The sequence below is a fragment of the Roseovarius sp. JB2-10 genome (genome assembly GCF_055693585.1).
In genome coordinates this window covers 911,969-930,088 of the sequence record NZ_CM146337.1, presented here as the reverse complement: position 1 = coordinate 930,088, position 18,120 = coordinate 911,969, and the positions used below count along the sequence as shown (strand labels likewise).

Annotated in this window: 18 protein-coding genes and 1 pseudogene; 8 read left to right on the top strand and 11 right to left on the bottom strand. The window is 53.4% G+C overall.

The features are described 5' to 3' along the window. Positions 1-15 precede the first annotated feature (15 nt). The 3 genes from ACZ1HJ_RS04665 to ACZ1HJ_RS04655 all read right to left on the bottom strand — a co-directional run bounded on the left by ACZ1HJ_RS04665 (position 16) and on the right by ACZ1HJ_RS04655 (position 2,389). Entirely contained in the window at positions 16-633 is a 618-nt protein-coding gene (locus ACZ1HJ_RS04665) for a hypothetical protein (RefSeq protein ID WP_472721169.1), read from the bottom strand. After that, complete coding sequence (locus tag ACZ1HJ_RS04660) at positions 582-1,196, bottom strand: CAP domain-containing protein (RefSeq protein WP_472721168.1); 615 nt, start codon at positions 1,194-1,196, stop codon at positions 582-584. The genes ACZ1HJ_RS04665 and ACZ1HJ_RS04660 overlap by 52 nt, the downstream gene beginning before the upstream one ends. 371 nt (positions 1,197-1,567) lie before the next feature. After that, positions 1,568-2,389: an ABC transporter permease gene (locus ACZ1HJ_RS04655; RefSeq protein ID WP_472721167.1), complete on the bottom strand. Its 822-nt coding sequence runs from the start codon at positions 2,387-2,389 to the stop codon at positions 1,568-1,570. Positions 2,390-2,518: 129 nt separating this feature from the next. Here ACZ1HJ_RS04655 and cysQ point away from each other — a divergent pair, with 129 nt between their 5' ends. The 8 genes from cysQ (at position 2,519) to ACZ1HJ_RS04615 (ending at position 11,569) form a co-directional block, all read left to right on the top strand. Next, complete coding sequence (cysQ, locus tag ACZ1HJ_RS04650) at positions 2,519-3,316, top strand: 3'(2'),5'-bisphosphate nucleotidase CysQ (RefSeq protein ID WP_472721166.1); 798 nt, start codon at positions 2,519-2,521, stop codon at positions 3,314-3,316. Continuing rightward, the gene (locus ACZ1HJ_RS04645) at positions 3,316-4,116 is read left to right on the top strand and encodes a 3-deoxy-manno-octulosonate cytidylyltransferase (protein ID WP_472721165.1); all 801 of its coding nucleotides are present in this window, start codon (positions 3,316-3,318) and stop codon (positions 4,114-4,116) included. The genes cysQ and ACZ1HJ_RS04645 overlap by 1 nt, the downstream gene beginning before the upstream one ends. A 162-nt stretch (positions 4,117-4,278) precedes the next feature. After that, on the top strand, positions 4,279-5,172 hold the full coding sequence (galU, locus tag ACZ1HJ_RS04640) for a UTP--glucose-1-phosphate uridylyltransferase GalU (RefSeq protein WP_472721164.1): 894 nt from the start codon (positions 4,279-4,281) through the stop codon (positions 5,170-5,172). A gap of 19 nt (positions 5,173-5,191) precedes the next feature. Next, positions 5,192-6,175 carry a UDP-glucose 4-epimerase GalE gene (gene galE / locus ACZ1HJ_RS04635; RefSeq protein WP_472721163.1) on the top strand — a complete coding sequence of 328 codons (984 nt, stop codon included), beginning with the start codon at positions 5,192-5,194 and terminating at the stop codon, positions 6,173-6,175. 45 nt (positions 6,176-6,220) lie between these two features. Continuing rightward, positions 6,221-7,243, top strand: a complete 1,023-nt coding sequence (locus tag ACZ1HJ_RS04630) for a glycosyltransferase family 2 protein (protein WP_472721162.1) — start codon at positions 6,221-6,223, stop codon at positions 7,241-7,243. A gap of 191 nt (positions 7,244-7,434) precedes the next feature. Then, positions 7,435-8,421 (top strand): glycosyltransferase family 2 protein, encoded by a 987-nt coding sequence (locus ACZ1HJ_RS04625; RefSeq protein WP_472721161.1) that lies wholly within the window; start codon positions 7,435-7,437, stop codon positions 8,419-8,421. Between the two features lie 16 nt (positions 8,422-8,437). Beyond that, entirely contained in the window at positions 8,438-10,135 is a 1,698-nt protein-coding gene (locus ACZ1HJ_RS04620) for a DUF5927 domain-containing protein (protein ID WP_472721160.1), read from the top strand. Between the two features lie 6 nt (positions 10,136-10,141). Beyond that, positions 10,142-11,569, top strand: a complete 1,428-nt coding sequence (locus tag ACZ1HJ_RS04615; RefSeq protein ID WP_472721159.1) for a sulfotransferase family 2 domain-containing protein — start codon at positions 10,142-10,144, stop codon at positions 11,567-11,569. A gap of 8 nt (positions 11,570-11,577) precedes the next feature. Here the strand turns inward: ACZ1HJ_RS04615 and ACZ1HJ_RS04610 are convergent, their stop codons facing one another. From ACZ1HJ_RS04610 to ACZ1HJ_RS04575, 8 genes and pseudogenes are all read right to left on the bottom strand, one after another. After that, a complete protein-coding gene (locus ACZ1HJ_RS04610) occupies positions 11,578-12,042 on the bottom strand; it encodes a PTS sugar transporter subunit IIA (RefSeq protein WP_472721158.1) in 465 nt (154 codons plus the stop codon). Positions 12,043-12,091: 49 nt separating this feature from the next. Next, positions 12,092-12,656 (bottom strand): annotated as a pseudogene (gene hpf, locus ACZ1HJ_RS04605) (ribosome hibernation-promoting factor, HPF/YfiA family). 242 nt (positions 12,657-12,898) lie between these two features. Further along, the gene (lptB, locus tag ACZ1HJ_RS04600) at positions 12,899-13,657 is read right to left on the bottom strand and encodes an LPS export ABC transporter ATP-binding protein (RefSeq protein ID WP_472721157.1); all 759 of its coding nucleotides are present in this window, start codon (positions 13,655-13,657) and stop codon (positions 12,899-12,901) included. A 4-nt stretch (positions 13,658-13,661) separates the two neighbouring features. After that, positions 13,662-14,102: a lipopolysaccharide transport periplasmic protein LptA gene (gene lptA, locus ACZ1HJ_RS04595; RefSeq protein ID WP_472722152.1), complete on the bottom strand. Its 441-nt coding sequence runs from the start codon at positions 14,100-14,102 to the stop codon at positions 13,662-13,664. A 59-nt stretch (positions 14,103-14,161) separates the two neighbouring features. Then, positions 14,162-14,806 carry an LPS export ABC transporter periplasmic protein LptC gene (lptC, locus tag ACZ1HJ_RS04590; protein ID WP_472721156.1) on the bottom strand — a complete coding sequence of 215 codons (645 nt, stop codon included), beginning with the start codon at positions 14,804-14,806 and terminating at the stop codon, positions 14,162-14,164. Next, positions 14,776-15,387 carry a ribonuclease D gene (locus tag ACZ1HJ_RS04585; protein WP_472721155.1) on the bottom strand — a complete coding sequence of 204 codons (612 nt, stop codon included), beginning with the start codon at positions 15,385-15,387 and terminating at the stop codon, positions 14,776-14,778. Before ACZ1HJ_RS04585 ends, lptC begins: the two co-directional genes overlap by 31 nt. A gap of 222 nt (positions 15,388-15,609) precedes the next feature. After that, positions 15,610-16,437 carry a sensor histidine kinase gene (locus tag ACZ1HJ_RS04580; protein WP_472721154.1) on the bottom strand — a complete coding sequence of 276 codons (828 nt, stop codon included), beginning with the start codon at positions 16,435-16,437 and terminating at the stop codon, positions 15,610-15,612. An 86-nt stretch (positions 16,438-16,523) separates the two neighbouring features. Beyond that, a complete protein-coding gene (locus ACZ1HJ_RS04575; RefSeq protein ID WP_472721153.1) occupies positions 16,524-17,972 on the bottom strand; it encodes an ABC transporter substrate-binding protein in 1,449 nt (482 codons plus the stop codon). Positions 17,973-18,120: the final 148 nt, after the last annotated feature.

The window sequence follows — 18,120 nt, the reverse complement described above, 5'->3', positions numbered from 1 at the left end:
GGGCTTCAGACCAGATCAGCCAAGATCAAAGTTGAACGACAGGTTGATCGACACCTGGAAATCGAACGAGTCGGGAGAAAACTCTTCGCAGGTGACCTCCATATCGTCATCAGCTGATATATCTTCCACCACCGGGTCTTCCATGATGGGTTCTTCTTCCATCGGCATTTGATCGACGATGATGTCAGGATCGCAGTCTTCGGATGCGATGAGTTCGAATTCGTCCAGAAGTTCACCCAGCATATCGCCAAGCTCTGCAAAAAACGCCTCGATGTCGAAGTCTTCGCTTTCAGGATCCTCGGCATCAGGGTCTTCGGCATCGGGTCCTTCCGCGATGGGTGGTTCTTCCTCCATCGGATCATCGATCACTGGATCTTCCGCATCGGGGTCCTCGTCGTCTTCAGGCCCCTCGGCGACAGGCGTATCGTCGTCTTCTTCAGGATCATCATCCTCAACATCTGGGTCCTCTTCATCAGTGGGCCCATCCGCGACCGGTGTGTCTTCCACATCCGGATCTTCGACGTCTGGACCCTCTGCAACAGGAGGTTCTTCTTCCGGCATGTCATCATCCGGGTTTTCCGCTACCGGCGTTTCGCCATCGTCATCATCGTCATCGGTTGGACCCTCCGCCACGGGGGGTCCTGATCATCGCCCTCCTCGTCCGGACCTTCGGAAACAGGCGGCTCTTCATCCGGCGTGTCGTCCATAGGCGTTTCTGGCACAGGTGTTTGCTCATCGCCGTCGTCTTCTAGAACTGCATCTGTCGTGCCAAAGTTCTGGGTTATCATCACGCTATCAAAACTGTCGAAATCGCCTGTTTCAATACCGATGCCAATTTCCTCGAAATTTGGGTTGAGGATGTTGGCCCGATGGCCCGGACTGTTCATCAGGCTTTGGTGAATATCCTCGACGTCATCTTCGATACCGGGTGCGCCCCGTTCACTTTGCCACCCAATGTTTTCGCCCCAGGTCCAGTTGCCTTCCAGCGCATACCCCGCATCTACAATCCGGTCACCGGCCGATGATCCGCCTTCCCCGGTGTGCGAAAACTTGTCCGTATCCAGCATCCAGGAGCTATGGTCTTCGCTGGCATCGTTCAGCAGGTTGTTAAATGTCAGCGGAGCAAGGTTGGCGCTGGTTCTTTCCTGATTGATCAGGTTGAGCATCAATTCTTCTGCTTCATTTGGCAGTGACATGTTCAGGTCCTTTCTTATGGCGTTGGCGCCATTGTGTTGTGTGTTTCGGCAGGTGCCGATTTTGAACAAAGCCTCTCTGACTGCTCACGGAGGACATAAGCAGATGGTGCCGCCAGGCATCGCCATGACGGGTTCACTGAGAGGTTTTCGAGCGCAGAGCCGTGTCGCGTGTCAGGTGCGGTCCGGATGCTTGGGGGACGCTAGATGGGGCTTTGGGCCAGGACCATTGCGGGCAAAATGGTGCCGACACAAAGGCGCCAACTTGCTGGATGGCAAGAAAATGTCGGCAAATTAATGTTTAGCAGGAATTGGCTCAGGACGCGCGATCATCTTATGTAAAGCAAACCGGCCGCGCGGACGCTATTTGATGTCTAACGCCGTGCGTCCCAGCTTCGGGACGCGTATTGCCGGGTATAAAACTCACCCATCAATCCGAGGATGATCAGGATCACGGCGATAATCACGGGGTATTCGACGCTGGTATTGCGCGGGAAGTAGTTGCCAAACACAAAACCCCGACATTGATCGATGATGTGAAAAAGAGGGTTCCAATCAAACATGGTCAGCATGAAAGACGGCAATGTATTGACAACAAAGAGCTTACCCGACGCAATCATATTAACCCGCAGGTAGACCGTTTTGAATATACTCACAAAACCCGGAAACCACGGCCGGATGGCCATCAGCACAAGCCCAACCGAAACGCCGGTGAACCAGGCAAGCATCAACATGCCAAAAGCTGACGCAGGTTGATCGATCTCAAAAGGCGTTATTGCGACATGGTAGACAAAGAGGATCACGAAGAGCGACAACACCTGAATGTAGAGCGCACTTAGCGCCGCCCCGGCAATAGATACGATTGTGTTCATGGGCGCATGCTGCATCATCGGTGATGATGGTCCATCCGCGCTCAATATCGCACTGACGGCTTTGATATGCGTGAGGTAGAGGAAAATGCCCGACAACATATAGAGCAGGAAATCACCACGCAGTTTTGCGCCCCTAAGACCCAACACCGAAAAAAGCAGATAAAACGCCATCACAAAGATGACCGTGGTTAGGATGCTGCTGGCCAACGCCATGAAAGCGTTACCATGCCCCTTGCGCACTTCGCGCACGGCGGAATGGTAGATGAGTTCGACCATGGTAACGGCCGAATGCAGCTTGGATCTGGGTTTTACGTGCTGAAACATGGCCTCTTGCCTGTGGCTTCATGTAGATTTGTTGCACGGATTTCTTGCTGTCCCGTTAGCGTCGTACCATAAGGGGCCGCGATTGAACTATCAACATGCGGGTCACGCCGCAAAATCGGGAGTTGCGATTTGGACTATGATAAACTTGTTGTGGTGATGCGGGAGCTGGCTCTCGAGGCCGGAGACCGGATCATGGAGATCTACAACTCTGATGATTTCGACGTGAAAGTGAAGTCAGATGACAGCCCGGTCACCGAGGCGGACGAGGCGGCTGACGCGCTGATTTCGGCCGGGTTGCGACAGGCCTTTCCTGATGTTTTGCTGATCACCGAAGAGCAATCTGCATCGCATGGTCAGAATGCGGATACGTTCCTGATTGTCGATCCGCTGGATGGAACCAAGGAATTCATTCATCGCCGCGGCGATTTCACCGTCAACATCGCCTATGTCGAAAACGGCGTGCCGACTCGTGGTGTCGTTTATGCGCCTGCCAAAGAACGCATGTTCTTTACCCAGGCTGACGGGAGGGCCGTGGAAGAAGCAGGCCCGTTTGATCGCGGCACCATTGGACAGCTATCGCCAATTCGCGTCTCGGATCCGGATAATGGTGCGCTGATGGTTGTGGCCAGTAAATCGCACCGGGATCAGGCGACCGATGACTACATCAACAAATATGCAGTCAAGGATATGAAGAGCGCGGGATCGTCGCTGAAATTCTGTCTGATCGCGACCGGCGAGGCTGATATCTACCCCCGTGTCGGGCGGACGATGGAGTGGGACACGGCGGCGGGTCACGCGGTTCTGCACGGTGCCGGTGGCAAAGTGGTGCGTTTCGATGATCATAGCCCACTGGTCTACGGCAAAGAAGGCTATGCCAATTCGTTTTTCATTGCCTACTCCCCGCGTGTTGATCTCAAGCCGGCCTGATGAGTGTCTTGATTGCCATCCCGGCGCGCTATGCCTCGACCCGCTACCCTGGAAAACCTCTGGTGGCGCTGACCGGTGTGACGGGGGAAAGTAAATCACTGATCCAGCGATCCTGGGAGGCGGCCTGTGAGGTAAAGGGCGTGGACCTGGTGGTTGTGGCGACGGATGATGACCGGATACGCGATGCCGCCCAGGCTTTTGGCGCCGACGTCGTGATGACGTCCGAGGCCTGTGGCAACGGGACCGAGAGATGTGCGGAAGCGCTCGAAAATCTGGGTGGCGGATATGACATCGTCGTCAATTTGCAAGGCGACGCGCCTCTGACACCGCATTGGTTTGTCGAAGACCTAATCAACGGGTTGCGCAATGACCCATCAGCGCAGGTGGCGACGCCTGTTTTGCGCTGCGACGGGCGGGCCCTCAACGGGTTTCTGGAAGACCGGTCGCACGGGCGCGTCGGTGGGACAACGGCGGTTTTTGGCCATGCGCATCATGCACTCTACTTCTCTAAGGAAGTTGTGCCCTACACGGGCTATACTTATGCAGATGATGACGAAACGCCGGTTTTCCATCATGTTGGTGTCTATGCATACCGGCCCAGTGCACTGAAAGACTACCAAAGTTGGCAGTCAGGGCCGATCGAAACGCTCGAAGGCCTTGAGCAGCTGCGGTTTATGGAAAACGGACAAACGGTTTTGTGTGTTGAAGTTGCAGCCAAGGGTCGGCAATTCTGGGAATTGAACAACCCGGAGGATGTGCCGCGGATCGAAGCGATGATGCAAGAAATGGAGATGCCGTAGATAAAATTGTTACCCGTTTCTGGCAAGGAAAGGCCTGAAATGGCGATTCATAGCGAATCTGGGCGTCATGGGACAAAAAATGTCCTATTTTCCCCCTAATGTTCACACATGAATTGGGTTTGTGATGTACGTTAACGAAATACTGGCATTGAGGAGCAGGCAATGCGTAAGAAGGTGACCAAAGCGATTTTTCCAGTAGCCGGGTTGGGGACGCGATTCTTACCCGCGACCAAGTCTGTGCCAAAGGAAATTATGACGCTGGTCGATCGGCCGCTGGTGCAATACGCGATTGATGAAGCACGGGCCGCTGGCATTAAGGAATTCATCTTCGTGACCTCGCGCGGCAAAGGCGCGCTTGAGGACTATTTTGATACCGCCCCTCAGCTGGAACAGGAATTGCGCCGCAAAGGCAAGGATGACTTGCTGGATGTTCTCAAGAATACCAACATGGACAGTGGTGAAATAGCTTACATGCGCCAACACAAACCTCTGGGTCTGGGCCATGCTGTTTGGTGCGCGCGCCGTTTGATCGCGAACGAACCGTTTGCCGTGATCCTGCCGGACGATGTGATTGCCGCAGACAAACCCTGCCTTGCGCAGATGGTTGAGGCGTTTGAAGAAACCCAAAGCAATATCGTTGCGGCCATGGAAGTGCCCGAGCATCAGGCCTCGTCCTACGGTATTTTGGATATCAAGGAAGACATGGGATCAATCGTGTCGACAAAAGGCATGGTCGAAAAACCTGAGGCTGGTACCGCGCCGTCAAACTTGGCGGTGATCGGACGGTACATCCTGACGCCGACGATTTTGCAGAAGCTGAACAAGAAACGTACCGGGGCCGGTGGTGAAATCCAGCTGACCGATGCGATTGCCGATGCCCGCGAAGATGGCGAAGAAGTGTACGGCTTCCGGTTCAAAGGGCAGCGGTTCGATTGCGGGTCAAAGGCCGGTTTCCTTCAGGCGACGGTGGCATTTGCATTGGCGCGCGATGAATTGCGTGATGACCTCTGGGCTTATCTGAGCGACGTTGTGCATTCGGAAAAAGCCGCGCAGTAATTTCCTTGGGGGACACGCGTTGACCAACATCCTTGTTACCGGCGGTGCCGGATACATTGGCTCACACGCCTGCAAGGTTCTCAAGGCAGCCGGATATACGCCCGTTACCTACGACAATCTGAACACCGGCTGGGAAGAGGCCGTGAAATTCGGCCCTTTCGAACAGGGTGACCTGAATGACCAGGCTCGGCTGGATCAGATATTTGCCGCGTATCAACCTGCGGCGGTCATGCATTTTGCGGCGCTTAGCCAAGTTGGGGAAAGCATCCGCGAACCGGGCCTATACTGGCACAACAACGTCGCGGGATCGCTGAACCTGTTTCAGGCGGCGGTTCAGGCCGGGTGCCTGAACGTGGTGTTTTCGTCCACTTGCGCCACGTATGGCGATCAGGACAATGTGGTTCTGGATGAGGATTGCGAACAGCATCCGATCAACGCGTATGGTGCCAGCAAACGCGCGATCGAAGATATCCTTCGCGACTTTGAAACCGCCTATGGCATGCGGCATGTCATCTTCCGATATTTCAACGTGGCGGGAGCGGACCCGGAAGCAGAAGTAGGTGAGTTCCACCAGCCCGAAACACATCTGGTGCCGCTCATGCTGGATGCCGTAGATGGTCGTCGCGATGCATTGACCATTTTTGGCACGGATTATGACACGCCGGATGGCACGTGTATTCGGGACTATGTGCATGTGATGGACCTTGTCGATGCGCATGTGCTGGGCCTGCACTGGTTGGAGGCCGAGAAAGGCAGTCGCGTTTTCAATCTGGGCACTGGCAGCGGTTTTTCCGTGCGCGAAGTGATTGATCAATCGGGTGCTGTGACCAATCGCGCGGTACCGGTTGTGGAAGGGCCCAGACGTCCGGGTGACTGCACGAAACTGGTTTCCGGATCGACCCGTGCCGAGGCAGAATTGGGCTGGAAACCAACACGATCCAATATGAAACAGATGATCTCAGACGCGTGGCGCTGGCATCAAACTGGACATTACAGCAAGTAACGCCGATTCTGTCGGTAGGGTGGCACACTACAGGCGTTGGACCACATGGAACGGATAAAGCAGTTGGCACTTGCCTATCGCCTGCGTTGGAAGCGCCGGCGCCTGCTATTCCGGGCATTGCGCAAACGCCACCAGCTGAGCCCGGTGATCGACCGAACGCCTCAAATCCAACCCGATGATATTCTGGCGGCGTCGACGCTGCGCAACGAAGTCACACGCCTGCCATTTTTCTTGGATCATCACCGTGCTTTGGGCGTCAAACATTTCCTGTTGATCGACAATGGCAGTGATGACGGCACACGTGACTTTCTGGTGGCACAGCCGGACGTCTCTCTATGGTCAACACCACACAGTTATCGTTTGTCGCGTTTTGGCGTGGATTGGCTGACCTGGCTGCAATTGCGCCACGCGCATGGCCATTGGTGCCTGACCTTGGATGCGGATGAGGTTTTCATTTATCCGCATCATGATACGCGGCCGCTATCCGCCCTGACAAATTGGTTGGATCAAACCGGTCGCACGTCATTTGGCGCACTTATGCTGGATATGTATCCCAAAGGCCCGATCGGCGCGCACAGCTATGCGGCGGGTGATGATCCCTTTGAGACGTTGTGTTGGTTTGATGGGGGCAATTATACCATTCAACGCAAACCAGATTTGCAAAATCTCTGGATTCAAGGCGGTGTCAGAGCCCGCAAATTTTTTGCCGGTCAACCACGTCGCGCACCCACCATGAGCAAAACACCTTTGGTTAAATGGAACCGGCGCTATGTGTATGTCAGCTCGACCCATTCGCTTCTGCCGCGCAGGCTCAATCATGTCTACGACGATCAGGGTGGTGAGCTGACATCTGGCATCTTGCTGCATTCCAAATTCTTGCCGCAGGTTCTGGAGCGATCCGCAGAGGAAAAACAACGCAAGGAACACTTTGCTAACAGTACGCTTTACGACAGTTACTATGACGAGGTGTCGGCAGATCCTGATTTGTGGTGCGAAAGGTCCACAAAATTTATCAGTTGGCGTCAGCTGGAGGCGATGGGATTGATGTCGAAAGGAAACTGGTTATGAACTTGAGGAGCGACAGGTTGAAGGGGATCGCTGTGGGATGTGACCGCAGAGTTCTGAGCCGCGAATATCGTCTGTGGGTTCTGGCAGATGAGCATGCAAAAGGTTTGGTTAATGCTGATTGGCTAAACACAAGCCTGACTGCAGCACGCGGAACGGAGAAATAACGTTTGAGCCTTTGGCAATCATATCGCATGAGGCTACGCCGGAAACGGATGAAAATCCGTGCTTATCGGAAGCATTTTTCGCTTCGATCGGTGGCAAACCGGACGGGCGCGATCAAGCCGGGCGATATCCTGTTGTTCTGTACCTTCCGGGACGAAATGATCCGGTTGCCGTATTTTATGCAGTATTACCGTGATCTGGGTGTTTCGCATTTCATCATGGTGGATAACGACAGTACGGACGGTGGACGCGAATATCTGGCTGGCCAAAGTGACGTGTCGGTGTGGTCGACAAAGGCCAGCTACAAGGGGTCGCGGTTTGGGGTCGATTGGCTGAATTGGCTGCAACACAAATACGCTGACGGGCATTGGACGCTTGTCGTCGATCCGGATGAGCTGTTTGTGTACCCATTCTGTGATACTCGTCCGATCCGCGCATTGACCGATTGGCTGGATGTCAGTCAGGTTCGGTCGTTTGGGGCAATGTTGCTGGATATGTACCCCAAGGGACGGATCGATGCGGTGCCGTACAAGCAAGGTCAGAACCCGATTGAGATTGCCAGTTGGTTTGACCCCGGCAACTACACGATCGAGAAAAATACGTTCTACGGCAACCTGTGGATCCAAGGCGGTCCTCGCGCCCGCGTGTTTTTTCCTGACGCTCCTAAAAAAGCGCCTGCGTTGAATAAGATACCGTTGGTCAAATGGAACAAACGGTATGCCTATGTGAGCTCAACGCACATGTTGCTGCCGCGCGGCTTGAACCTGGTCTATGACGAATGGGGCGGCGAGCAGGCCAGCGGTGTTCTGCTACATGCCAAGTTTATCGACACGTTTACCGCGAAGGCAGACGAAGAACTGAAGCGGAAACAACACTATTCCGCCAGCGTCGAATACAAAGCCTATGCCGAAAACCTGAGCGACAATCCTGAGCTTTGGTGCAAATGGTCGGAAAAGTATATAAACTGGCGCCAATTGGAGATCCTCGGACTGATGTCAAAGGGGAACTGGGCATGAGGAAAGGGCAGAGCGCGTGAGTGTCGGTATCGTCATGCTGGTCCACACGGCCTTTGACCGCGCTGAGCAGTTGGTACGCCACTGGTCGGCCGCCGGATGCCCATTGGTGATTCATGTCGATAAATCTGTTCCCCGGGCGGAGTACACAGGATTTGTGTCTGCGCTTTCGGATGTACCGGACGTGCGGTTCAGCAAAAGACATCGCTGCGAATGGGGCACATGGGGGCTGGTGGCCGCCACGCAGAGCGCATCGCAGACGATGTTGGAAGAGTTCGCGGATGTCCGACATGTGTATCTGGCATCGGGTTCTTGTTTGCCATTGCGTCCTGTTCAGGAACTTCTGGATTATCTGGCGGAGCGCCCGCATACAGATTTCATTGAATCTGCCACAACGGCGGATGTCCCCTGGACCATCGGGGGGTTGGATGAAGAGCGTTTCACCATGCGCTTTCCGTTTTCGTGGCGCAAACAGCGATATCTCTTTGATCGCTACGTAGCGCTTCAAAGACTGGTCAGGTTCCGGCGTAAAATTCCAAGCGGAATCGTACCACACATGGGCAGCCAATGGTGGTGCCTGACCCGACAAACCTTGTCAGCGATTTTGCAGGACCCGGAGCGGGAGTCGTATGACCGCTACTTCAACAAGGTCTGGATCCCGGATGAGAGTTATTTCCAGACGCTGGCGCGTCAGTATTCCCGGCAAATCGAAAGCCGGTCGCTGACCCTGTCGAAATTCGACTATCAGGGCAAACCCCATATTTTTTACGATGACCATCTGCAATTGTTACGTAGATCAGACTGTTTCGTGGCGCGTAAAATCTGGCCCTTCGCTGACCGGTTGTTTGAGGCCTTTTTGACGGATGCGTCGGCGGCCATGAAGCGTACCGAGCCCAACCCCGGGAAAATTGACAGGATTTTTGCCAAGGCGGTCGAGCGGCGAACCCGGGGGCGTGCAGGCCTGTACATGCAAAGCCGTTTTCCGGTGGAAACGCGTGAAAATGGTCTGACCTGCGGGCAATATTCGGTTTTTGAGGGGTTTAGCGACCTGTTCGAAAATTTTGAAAGCTGGTTGGCCAAAACGACCGGCACACGCGTGCATGGACATCTTTTTGCGCCAGAGCGTGTCGAATTTTCCGAAGGTCAAACCGTCATGAATGGCGCGCTGAGCGACAGTGCGGATTTGAGGGACTACAACCCGCGCGCCTTTCTTGCCAACTTGATCTGGAACACGCGCGGAGAACGGCAGTGTTTCCAGTTTGGACCACGCGACAATTACGATGTTGAATGGGATATGGCCAAGGATCCCAACGCACAGATTTCCGTCATCACCGGCGCTTGGGCGGTCCCATTGTTTCAATCCAACCGCAACTTTTCAGATATTCGCCGCGAGGCAGCTTTCCTGCAGCAAACCGAAAGCAAGCATCTGGAAGTGTTGCGTTCATCCTGGGCAAAGGCACGCATTCGCATTTGGACGATGGCTGAGTTCATTGAGGCCCCGATGGAACCATTGCAAACCATCATTGATGAAATCCGGCAGCAAAATCTGCGCGGGCTGGCCGAAGTACCGAAAATGGTCGATCTTTCCGGGTTTGGGCAGTTTCTTCAGAACCTCAAAAACCAAGGGATGCACCCTTATCTGATGGGAGATTTCCCTGTGGCGCATGATTTGCGGGAGCCGCCCAAAGGCAAACGCAAACCCTATCTGGTGCGATAACGACTTATGCCAGGCCCCTTCGACTATTTCGTTATATTTGCCGAAATGCGCACCGGCTCAAACTTTCTGGAAACAAATCTCAATACCTTTTCCGATCTGACCTGCCACGGCGAGGCATTTAATCCGCTTTTCATTGGGTATCCGAACAAAACGGAAATTCTGGGCGTCACTCAGGCGATGCGCGATGCCGATCCCATACGGCTTATCAAGACCATCAAGGAAATCAGTGATGGTCTGGGCGGTTTCCGGTTTTTCCACGATCACGATCCGCGTGCGCTGGACATATGTCTGGATGATCCTCGGTGCGCCAAGGTTATCCTGACGCGAAATCCGCTCGATACGTATGTGTCTTGGAAAATTGCACAGGCCACGGGTCAATGGAAACTGACCAATGTTAAACGACGTCGCGACAGCAAGATCAGTTTTGATCCGGCAGAATTCGAAAAGCATGTCGCGGCGCTGCAGGCATTCCAAATCCAGCTCCTGAACCGGTTGCAAGTGACCGGGCAAACTGCTTTTTATCTGGCATATGAAGATTTGCAGAATGTGGATGTGATCAACGGGCTCGCCCAGTTTTTGGGATCGGGCGAGCAGCTTGAGGCGCTGGATTCTTCGCTGAAAAAGCAAAACCCAAAGCCGCTTTACAACAAAGTCGCAAATTACGATGACATGGAAGCAGCGCTAGCGGGTCAAGACCCGTTCAATATGTCCCGCAGTCCGCATTTTGAACCGCGCCGTGGGGCGGCTGTTCCGGGCTATGTCACCGGGGCAAAGGCACCGCTCTTGTTCATGCCGATCCGATCTGCACCGGAACACGAAGTATGCGATTGGATGGCCGCACTTGATGGCGTTGCAGCGCAAGATCTGCCCACACACCTAAACCAAAAAGCAATCCGTCAATGGAAGCGCCGCATGGGTCGACATCGCAGTTTTACCGTGATCCGGCATCCTGTTGCTCGGGCGCATCGTGCCTTTTGCTCCAAGATATTGAATGCGGAGGATGAGGCGTTTTGGGACATCCGCAAAACCCTGCGTAATTCCTATAAATTACCAATACCGGCGCGAGGTCCGGACGATGCCTATGACCGGCGGGAACATCGTGCTGCTTTCCTTGCGTTTCTAGAATTCCTGCAATCCAATCTTGCGGGCCAGACAAGTTTGCGGGTGGATCCAAATTGGGCCACGCAGGCCGCGATCATTCAGGGAATGGCGCGGTTTGCTTTGCCAGATGTGGTGATCCGGGAGGCTGATATGGCGGTTGTCTTGAAAAACCTTGCGCAAGAAGTGGGGTACGACACGGCGCCCGACCTTGTTGACGCCGCCGCAGACCAACCAATTGTGCTGGATCAAATCTATGATGACGATATCGAGAAGTTGACCCGCAAGGTCTATCAACGCGACTACATGATGTTTGGGTTTGAAGCCTGGCAGTAATTGGGTGGTCAGGCGGCCTGCACGGCCTGCGATTCCGTTACGATTGTGTAGAGCGTTGCCGGGTCCTGATTGGCGCGCAATTTTGCGCAGATGGCCGCGTCGCGCAATGTGCGTGAAACCAATGCCAATGCCTTGAGATGTTCGACACCAGCTTCCCGCGGTGCAAATAGCGCAAATGCCAAATCGACGGGCTGACGATCTACCGCGTCAAAGTCAATCGGGGTTTCCAAAAGTACAAGCGCGCCGACAACTTTTTCCAAACCGTCAATCCGTGCATGTGGCAGCGCCACACCTTTGCCCACGCCGGTTGGCCCAAGATTTTCGCGATCATTCAAAGCTTCAATAGCCGTCGTATGATCAACGCCATACGCATTTTCGGCGATACCGCCGATTTCATGCAGCAGGCGCTTTTTGCTGGTTGCGGCAGAAAGCACACGTACGGCCTCGGGTTTGAGGATAATTGACATAGACATGTTTATTGTCGCTCCGTTCGGATCAGCGCGCAAGCCGCCTCACCCAAATTTACGGATCAATCCATCCGATATTGCCATCATCACGGCGATATACGACGTTCAACCCGTCCTTACCCTCATTTCGAAAAACCAGAACAGGTGCCCCGGCCAGCTCCATTTGCATGACCGCTTCACCAACGGAGAGAGAGGGAATATTGGTTTCCATCTCCGCCACAATGATCGGTTGCAGGCTATCGGGTTCTGATTCTGCTTCTTCGCCTTCCGAAGCGAGGATATAAGAGGGGGCGCCGAAGATTTCAACCGGTTCCGAACGGTGGGTGTGGTGGTCTTTCAGCCTACGCTTGTATCGCCGCAGCTGTTTTTCCATTTTGTCGCAGCACGAATCAAACGCTGCATAGATCTCGTGAGCATGCGCTTTGGCCTGCGCGGTCAGGCCAGTGGACAGGTGAACAGTGGATTCTGCAGACAAATTCATTGGCGCTCTTCGAAAATATGACTTGGGCATCGGTCGGGCGTTCGGCATATTTTGCGACGGCCGCCCCCAATTCATCCTTGACGTGAATCTGTAGCGCTTCACCCACATCGATCTGTTTTCCACTGATTTGATAGCGCATCTTGTCTCCTTCATTTGACATATCGGCGGCGCGTCCAGTGCAAAGCACCAGGAAAAACGTCAGGTCCGAATGTTGAGAAATGACATTTGATCAGCTTGCCCGAAACCCAGCCTGTAAACCGGCAAATTTCCAAGGGACACTTCGCAGAAGACAAATGTCATTCCCCAATTGACGCGTTTTTTGGTGTGAATGTCAATGATGGAAGAGTTAAGATTGAAGTGTTCAACCTGACTGTCGCCAACCTAAGAACGACGGAAGCTGTCCCCAAGGTAAACGCGGCGAACATTCTCGTTTTCGACCACTTCGTCCGGGTTACCGGACATCAAAACTTTGCCATCATGCAGAATATACGCGCGGTCCACAATTTCGAGTGTTTCGCGCACATTGTGGTCAGTGATCAGCACGCCGATGCCACGTTTTTTCAGGTCAGCCACCAGATGTCTTATGTCGCCAACTGATATTGGATCGACGCCGGCAAAAGGTTCATCCAACAGAAGATATTTCGGATGCGCGGCCAAGCAGCGCGCGATTTCAACACGTCGCCGTTCACCACCTGACAATGCAAGCGCGGGGGCGCGTCGCAAATGTTCGATTGAAAATTCCGATAGCAGTTCTTCCAAACGCTCGCGGCGTTTATGCCGCCCGGAAACCGAGATGTCCAAGATCGACATGATGTTGTCTTCGACGGACATGCCACGAAAGATCGACATTTCCTGCGGTAGATATCCGATGCCCAACTTGGCGCGACGATACATCGGCAGGTTCGTTACTTCCCGGCCATCGATGGTTACGTGGCCGCCTTCGGGATAAACCAAACCCGCCACTGCGTAGAACGTTGTTGTCTTGCCCGAGCCGTTGGGGCCCAGAAGGGCAACAACCTCTCCTTGGTTCAGGTTGAGAGATACATCGCGGATGACAACCCGCTTGGCATAACTCTTGCGCAGGTTTTCTATCTTCAGCCCGGAGTTTTCGTGGGCGATATGAAGTTTGGGTTTGGCCATTTTTCTATTCGGATGGCTCAGGTTGCAAAACGGTTTTGACCCGTCCGGTAACCCGTGCGGTTCCGGCTTTGGTATCGATAAACATCTTGTCGCCCGTCAATGCGTTCACACCCTGAACCAACAATACGTCGCCCTGCATCTCGATCAGGCCGGTCTGGATATTGTAGTCGGCTTGGCTGGCCTCAGCCGCGTCGTCGCCGCTTACCAGCGTTACGCCACCGGTCGCGTTCAGGCTTTCAATGCCACTTTCGTCTTCCAGATAAACGACTAATACTCGAGGTGCCGCTAGCCGCATTTCCCCCTGCCCAATCAAGACGTTACCCGTGAAAACAGCTGTGCCATCGTTTTGGTTTACGTTCAGATTGTCGGCGGTCACTTCAACCGGCAGATTGCTGTCTTGCTGTGTGTTGCCAAACGCCACTTGCGCACCTTGGGCAGGCGCCATTGCAGGGGCTATGATCAGGACGACGGAAAAGAACAGCTGCTGAAAACGAAGCACGTGAATTATTCCTTGGTTTCTGATGGCGTATATATCAACTTGACGCCCTGAGTGAAAATCAATTCTGCTTGTCCTGTTTCAGGGTCTGTTCGCAATACCATTTTACCAGCCGTCAAGTCACCAGGAGGGCCCCGGCCATCGACTTGCCCGGGTGTTTCTGCATACAGTTCGTCAAGACGTGTCCAGAGAGTTTCGGTAGTGATTTCATAACCGGACGTGGTCGTCACATGTACATCGCCATTCAAAGTCGCCGTGTATTTGCTTTGGTGCATATCCGCATTTTTGGACGTTATGTCGATGACAGTTCCCGAGATCAGACCTAGTTGAGCGGTAACGTCCGTCGCCACGAGATGCTCTGGATCTTCCGGGTCGGGGATTGCCCTGATGGCCTGAAATGTAATTTGATCGCCGCGCCCGGATACACCGGCAAATGACGGGTTCGTCGCCCCTAACTCTTGCGCGCGTTGTTCGAGATCGATCTGTGCTACCGGAATAGAATCCGTGGGGTCAATCGTACGGGAGATGAGAAAAAGTGTTGAGAGAATTCCGAGTGCGGCAAGCGGTAGGATGATTTTCATCCACGCAATGACGTGTGAATAGAGATTGTCGCGCAAAGCCATCAGTGTGCGAAAATGTCGATTTCTGGCCATCCTGCCAGATCCAGACATGCGCGGGTGGGCAAGAAATCAAAACACGACTGCGCCAACTCGATCCGGTTCTCACGCTCCAGCCGTTTGTCCAGTTCCTCCCGAAGCGCATGCAGATAAAGCACATCCGACGCCGCATAATCCAACTGTGCGTCGGTCAGGTTTGCAGCACCCCAATCTGACGATTGCTGTTGTTTGGAAACATCCACATTCAGCAATTCCTGCAGGAGATTTTTTAACCCGTGGCGGTCCGTGTAAGTGCGGATAAGTTTGCTTGCAATCTTGGTACAATAAACAGGCGCGGTAAGGGCCCCGAATGCATGAAAGAGCGCTGCTATATCGAAGCGACCGAAATGGAATAATTTCAGGACGTTTGGGTTTTCCAGCATTGCGGCAAGGTTGGGCGCTTCGGTTTGGCCGAGAGCGATCTGAACTATATGGGCGTCACCATCTCCGCCCGACATCTGCACAACACATAGTCTGTCGCGGTGCGGGTTGAGCCCCATGGTTTCGCAATCGATGGCCACAACAGGCCCAAGGTCGAGCCCATCCGGGAGATCGTTCTGATACAGATGATTGGCCATTTTCGATCCTCTCCTCGCCCGCCGGGCCGCTGTCACCCTTACCCTGTAAAGCCTACTTCAGGCTTGGCAAGTGTTGCAGGAAAAAATCGGCTGCAAATCGCATCCCCACTGGGTATTTTTGCGTTTTGCAGTGTTGGGTTTCTGGAGGCTGGGCGGATTCCGCGCAAATTCAAACTGGATTGTTCCGCCAGAGTCTGGGTCGTAGGCGCGGGTCGTGAAACGCTAGGTTGGGAATTTCAGCTCAATCGACGTGCCGCGTTCTGATGGATCAGACAACCATTTGATTTGGCCACCGTAGATATCGACGATTTTACGAACCAATGCCAAACCCATACCGCTGCCTTCGATTTCGTCGCGTGGCTTTAACGTGGTCATTACTTCAAAAACACGGTCGCGGTACTTTTCGGGGATACCGGGACCATCATCCGAAACGGTAATGACGCAGTTACCCGCCTTCTTGACAGTCGACACTTTGACGGTCCCCTGGCTCATGTCGTGATGTTTGATCGCGTTGGAAATCAGGGCTGACAGCAATGTAAGTATATCCCGGTCACCCATCCTGATTTCAGTGCATTTAAGGTTCAATTCAACATCGAAGCCCGCAGGTACACTGAGTTGATCCAGAACAATTGCTACGGCTTCTGAGATATCGACGGATTTCACAACCTGCATGCGTCCAGCGCGGGAGTAAACCAGCAGGTCGATAAGCATACGATCTAAACGCCGGGTGTGGATGTTCATCAACGCAAGATTTTCCTGCAATGGTGCATTGATCCGGTATCCGGCTTCAATCAGGTCATCTTGGATCCATTGCGGCACTTCCAGAAGTGCGCGAACGGAATTTCGGATGTCATGGCTCAGAAGATAAATGAAGTCTTCAAATTCCTGCGAGCCTACCTTCTTGTGAAGTTGCTCCGCTCCTTGCGAAACTTCTGCGTCGACTTGGCGTATTCCCATCTGAACCCTCAATCCTGCTATTTCTTTGGGTTTATTGAAGAATTGATAATTGTTTGTTAATCGCCAAAACGCATCGCCGGATCCGTCTGCCAAAGCAGGAGTTTTGCCCGACTATTAAGAAAATGCGTTAGATTTTCCGCATCGGACCCAAAGCGCTCAATGTTTCGATGAGATGGTGTTTAGACAGTGTTTTTGAGTTTGGTCCGGGTTTGAGCGGGATATTTGCGTTTCAAATGGCTCCACCGCTTGATCTGGGCTTGGCGGCCATAGCTGTCGGTCGTGACTTGCCACCGGCGAGAGATCTGCTCCAATGCCTGCCGTGGTTTGAGGTCTTGTGTCAGGGCTTTGTGAAGACCTTCATTCAGAATGCGGAAATATTCGCTCTGACCCTGCAGGTACAAATCAGGGATTGCGGCCTCGAGGCTGTTGCGATGAACCTCCAGGAATTCGGGCGAATAGGTCTGCTGGATTCCCAGGTCGTCGTAATGTTCCGGTCTGTGCGGATCGAAAAATCCGTCTTTTTCACGCACGGCCAAAGTGGACATGGCAGGCGTCGATGCAAAGAGTGAGAAAAGGTACGCAATTTCGGGGAAACGCGTGCTGCGGGGAACGACGTAACTCCACCCCCAATTGAAATATGGTGTTTCCAGGAGGGTTCCATCCACGATACCACCCGGCATTGGGCCATAAACGATGTTGCCGCGCATCGCAGAAGCGCTCGAATTCAGATACTTCTGTGATCCACCCCATCTAATGTTGCAGTAAATGTCGCCGCGGCTGTATCTTTCCCAATTCTCAAATAGGCCCAAGTCGAAGACCTCCGGGCTTTGACTTTGCGTTGCTCTTATCAGCTCTTCCAAAGCCGCCACACCATGGTCAGATGCAATCTGCGGGTCCATTTCCGGAGAAAACGGCCACACGCCCTTTGCGTGAAACCGCACCCACCATTCCCATGCTAGATATCCGCGTGATCGAAACAGCAACCCGCCCCACTGACCATCATCTGGGCGGTTGAAATAGGCCATCTGCTGGTCCAACTGTGCCCAAGTTTTTGGAAGCTCTAAGGCTTCGCCAAACGTGTCTGAATATCGCGCCGCGTGACCCGGATCTTGGAGCATTCGTTTGTTGTAAAACATGAGGTAGGCATCGCCATCCGCCTGAAATCCATAAACGCTATTGTCAAATTCATCGCCAATTCTGTAGAGGCTATCATTGCGAAATCCTGGCGGTTCGTGGCGATTGACATAGGCCGTTAACGGCAGAATCGCGCCAGAAGTTACCAAATCCGGCACACCAAATGTGGCCGGAAGGGCGATGTCATATTTGTCAGATTGACTGAATACATGCAGCGACAACTCGGTATTTATGTCGTCCACTTGAGTTTCGAAGGGCGTCACTCGCACACCCGTTAACCGGCCAAATTCTGCAATTACTGGCGCTAGATTTGCATTTGATCCATTGGGCAACAGGATGCGCAAAGCAGCGTCTTGACCTTGTGTAAGTGCGCGCACCTTTTCGGCCACCGTCTTGTGCAGATCACCGAACCTGTTGAATGCAGCGGCGGGCAACGCGCACCCAAATGTTGCGGCAAGACCTAAAATCGCTTCTCGGCGTGAGCAGATCACCATTCCACCTTTCTCAGTAAAACTTCTCCGCAAAACAGTGTCGTTTCGCGCCAAAAGGTTTCGTTTAGCAACGTTAACGAAGGTTTAATTCATTGAGCTTAATTTGATCTTTCTCAGACCTGAGCAGCGTGGGGCGTTCTAATTTGTCACT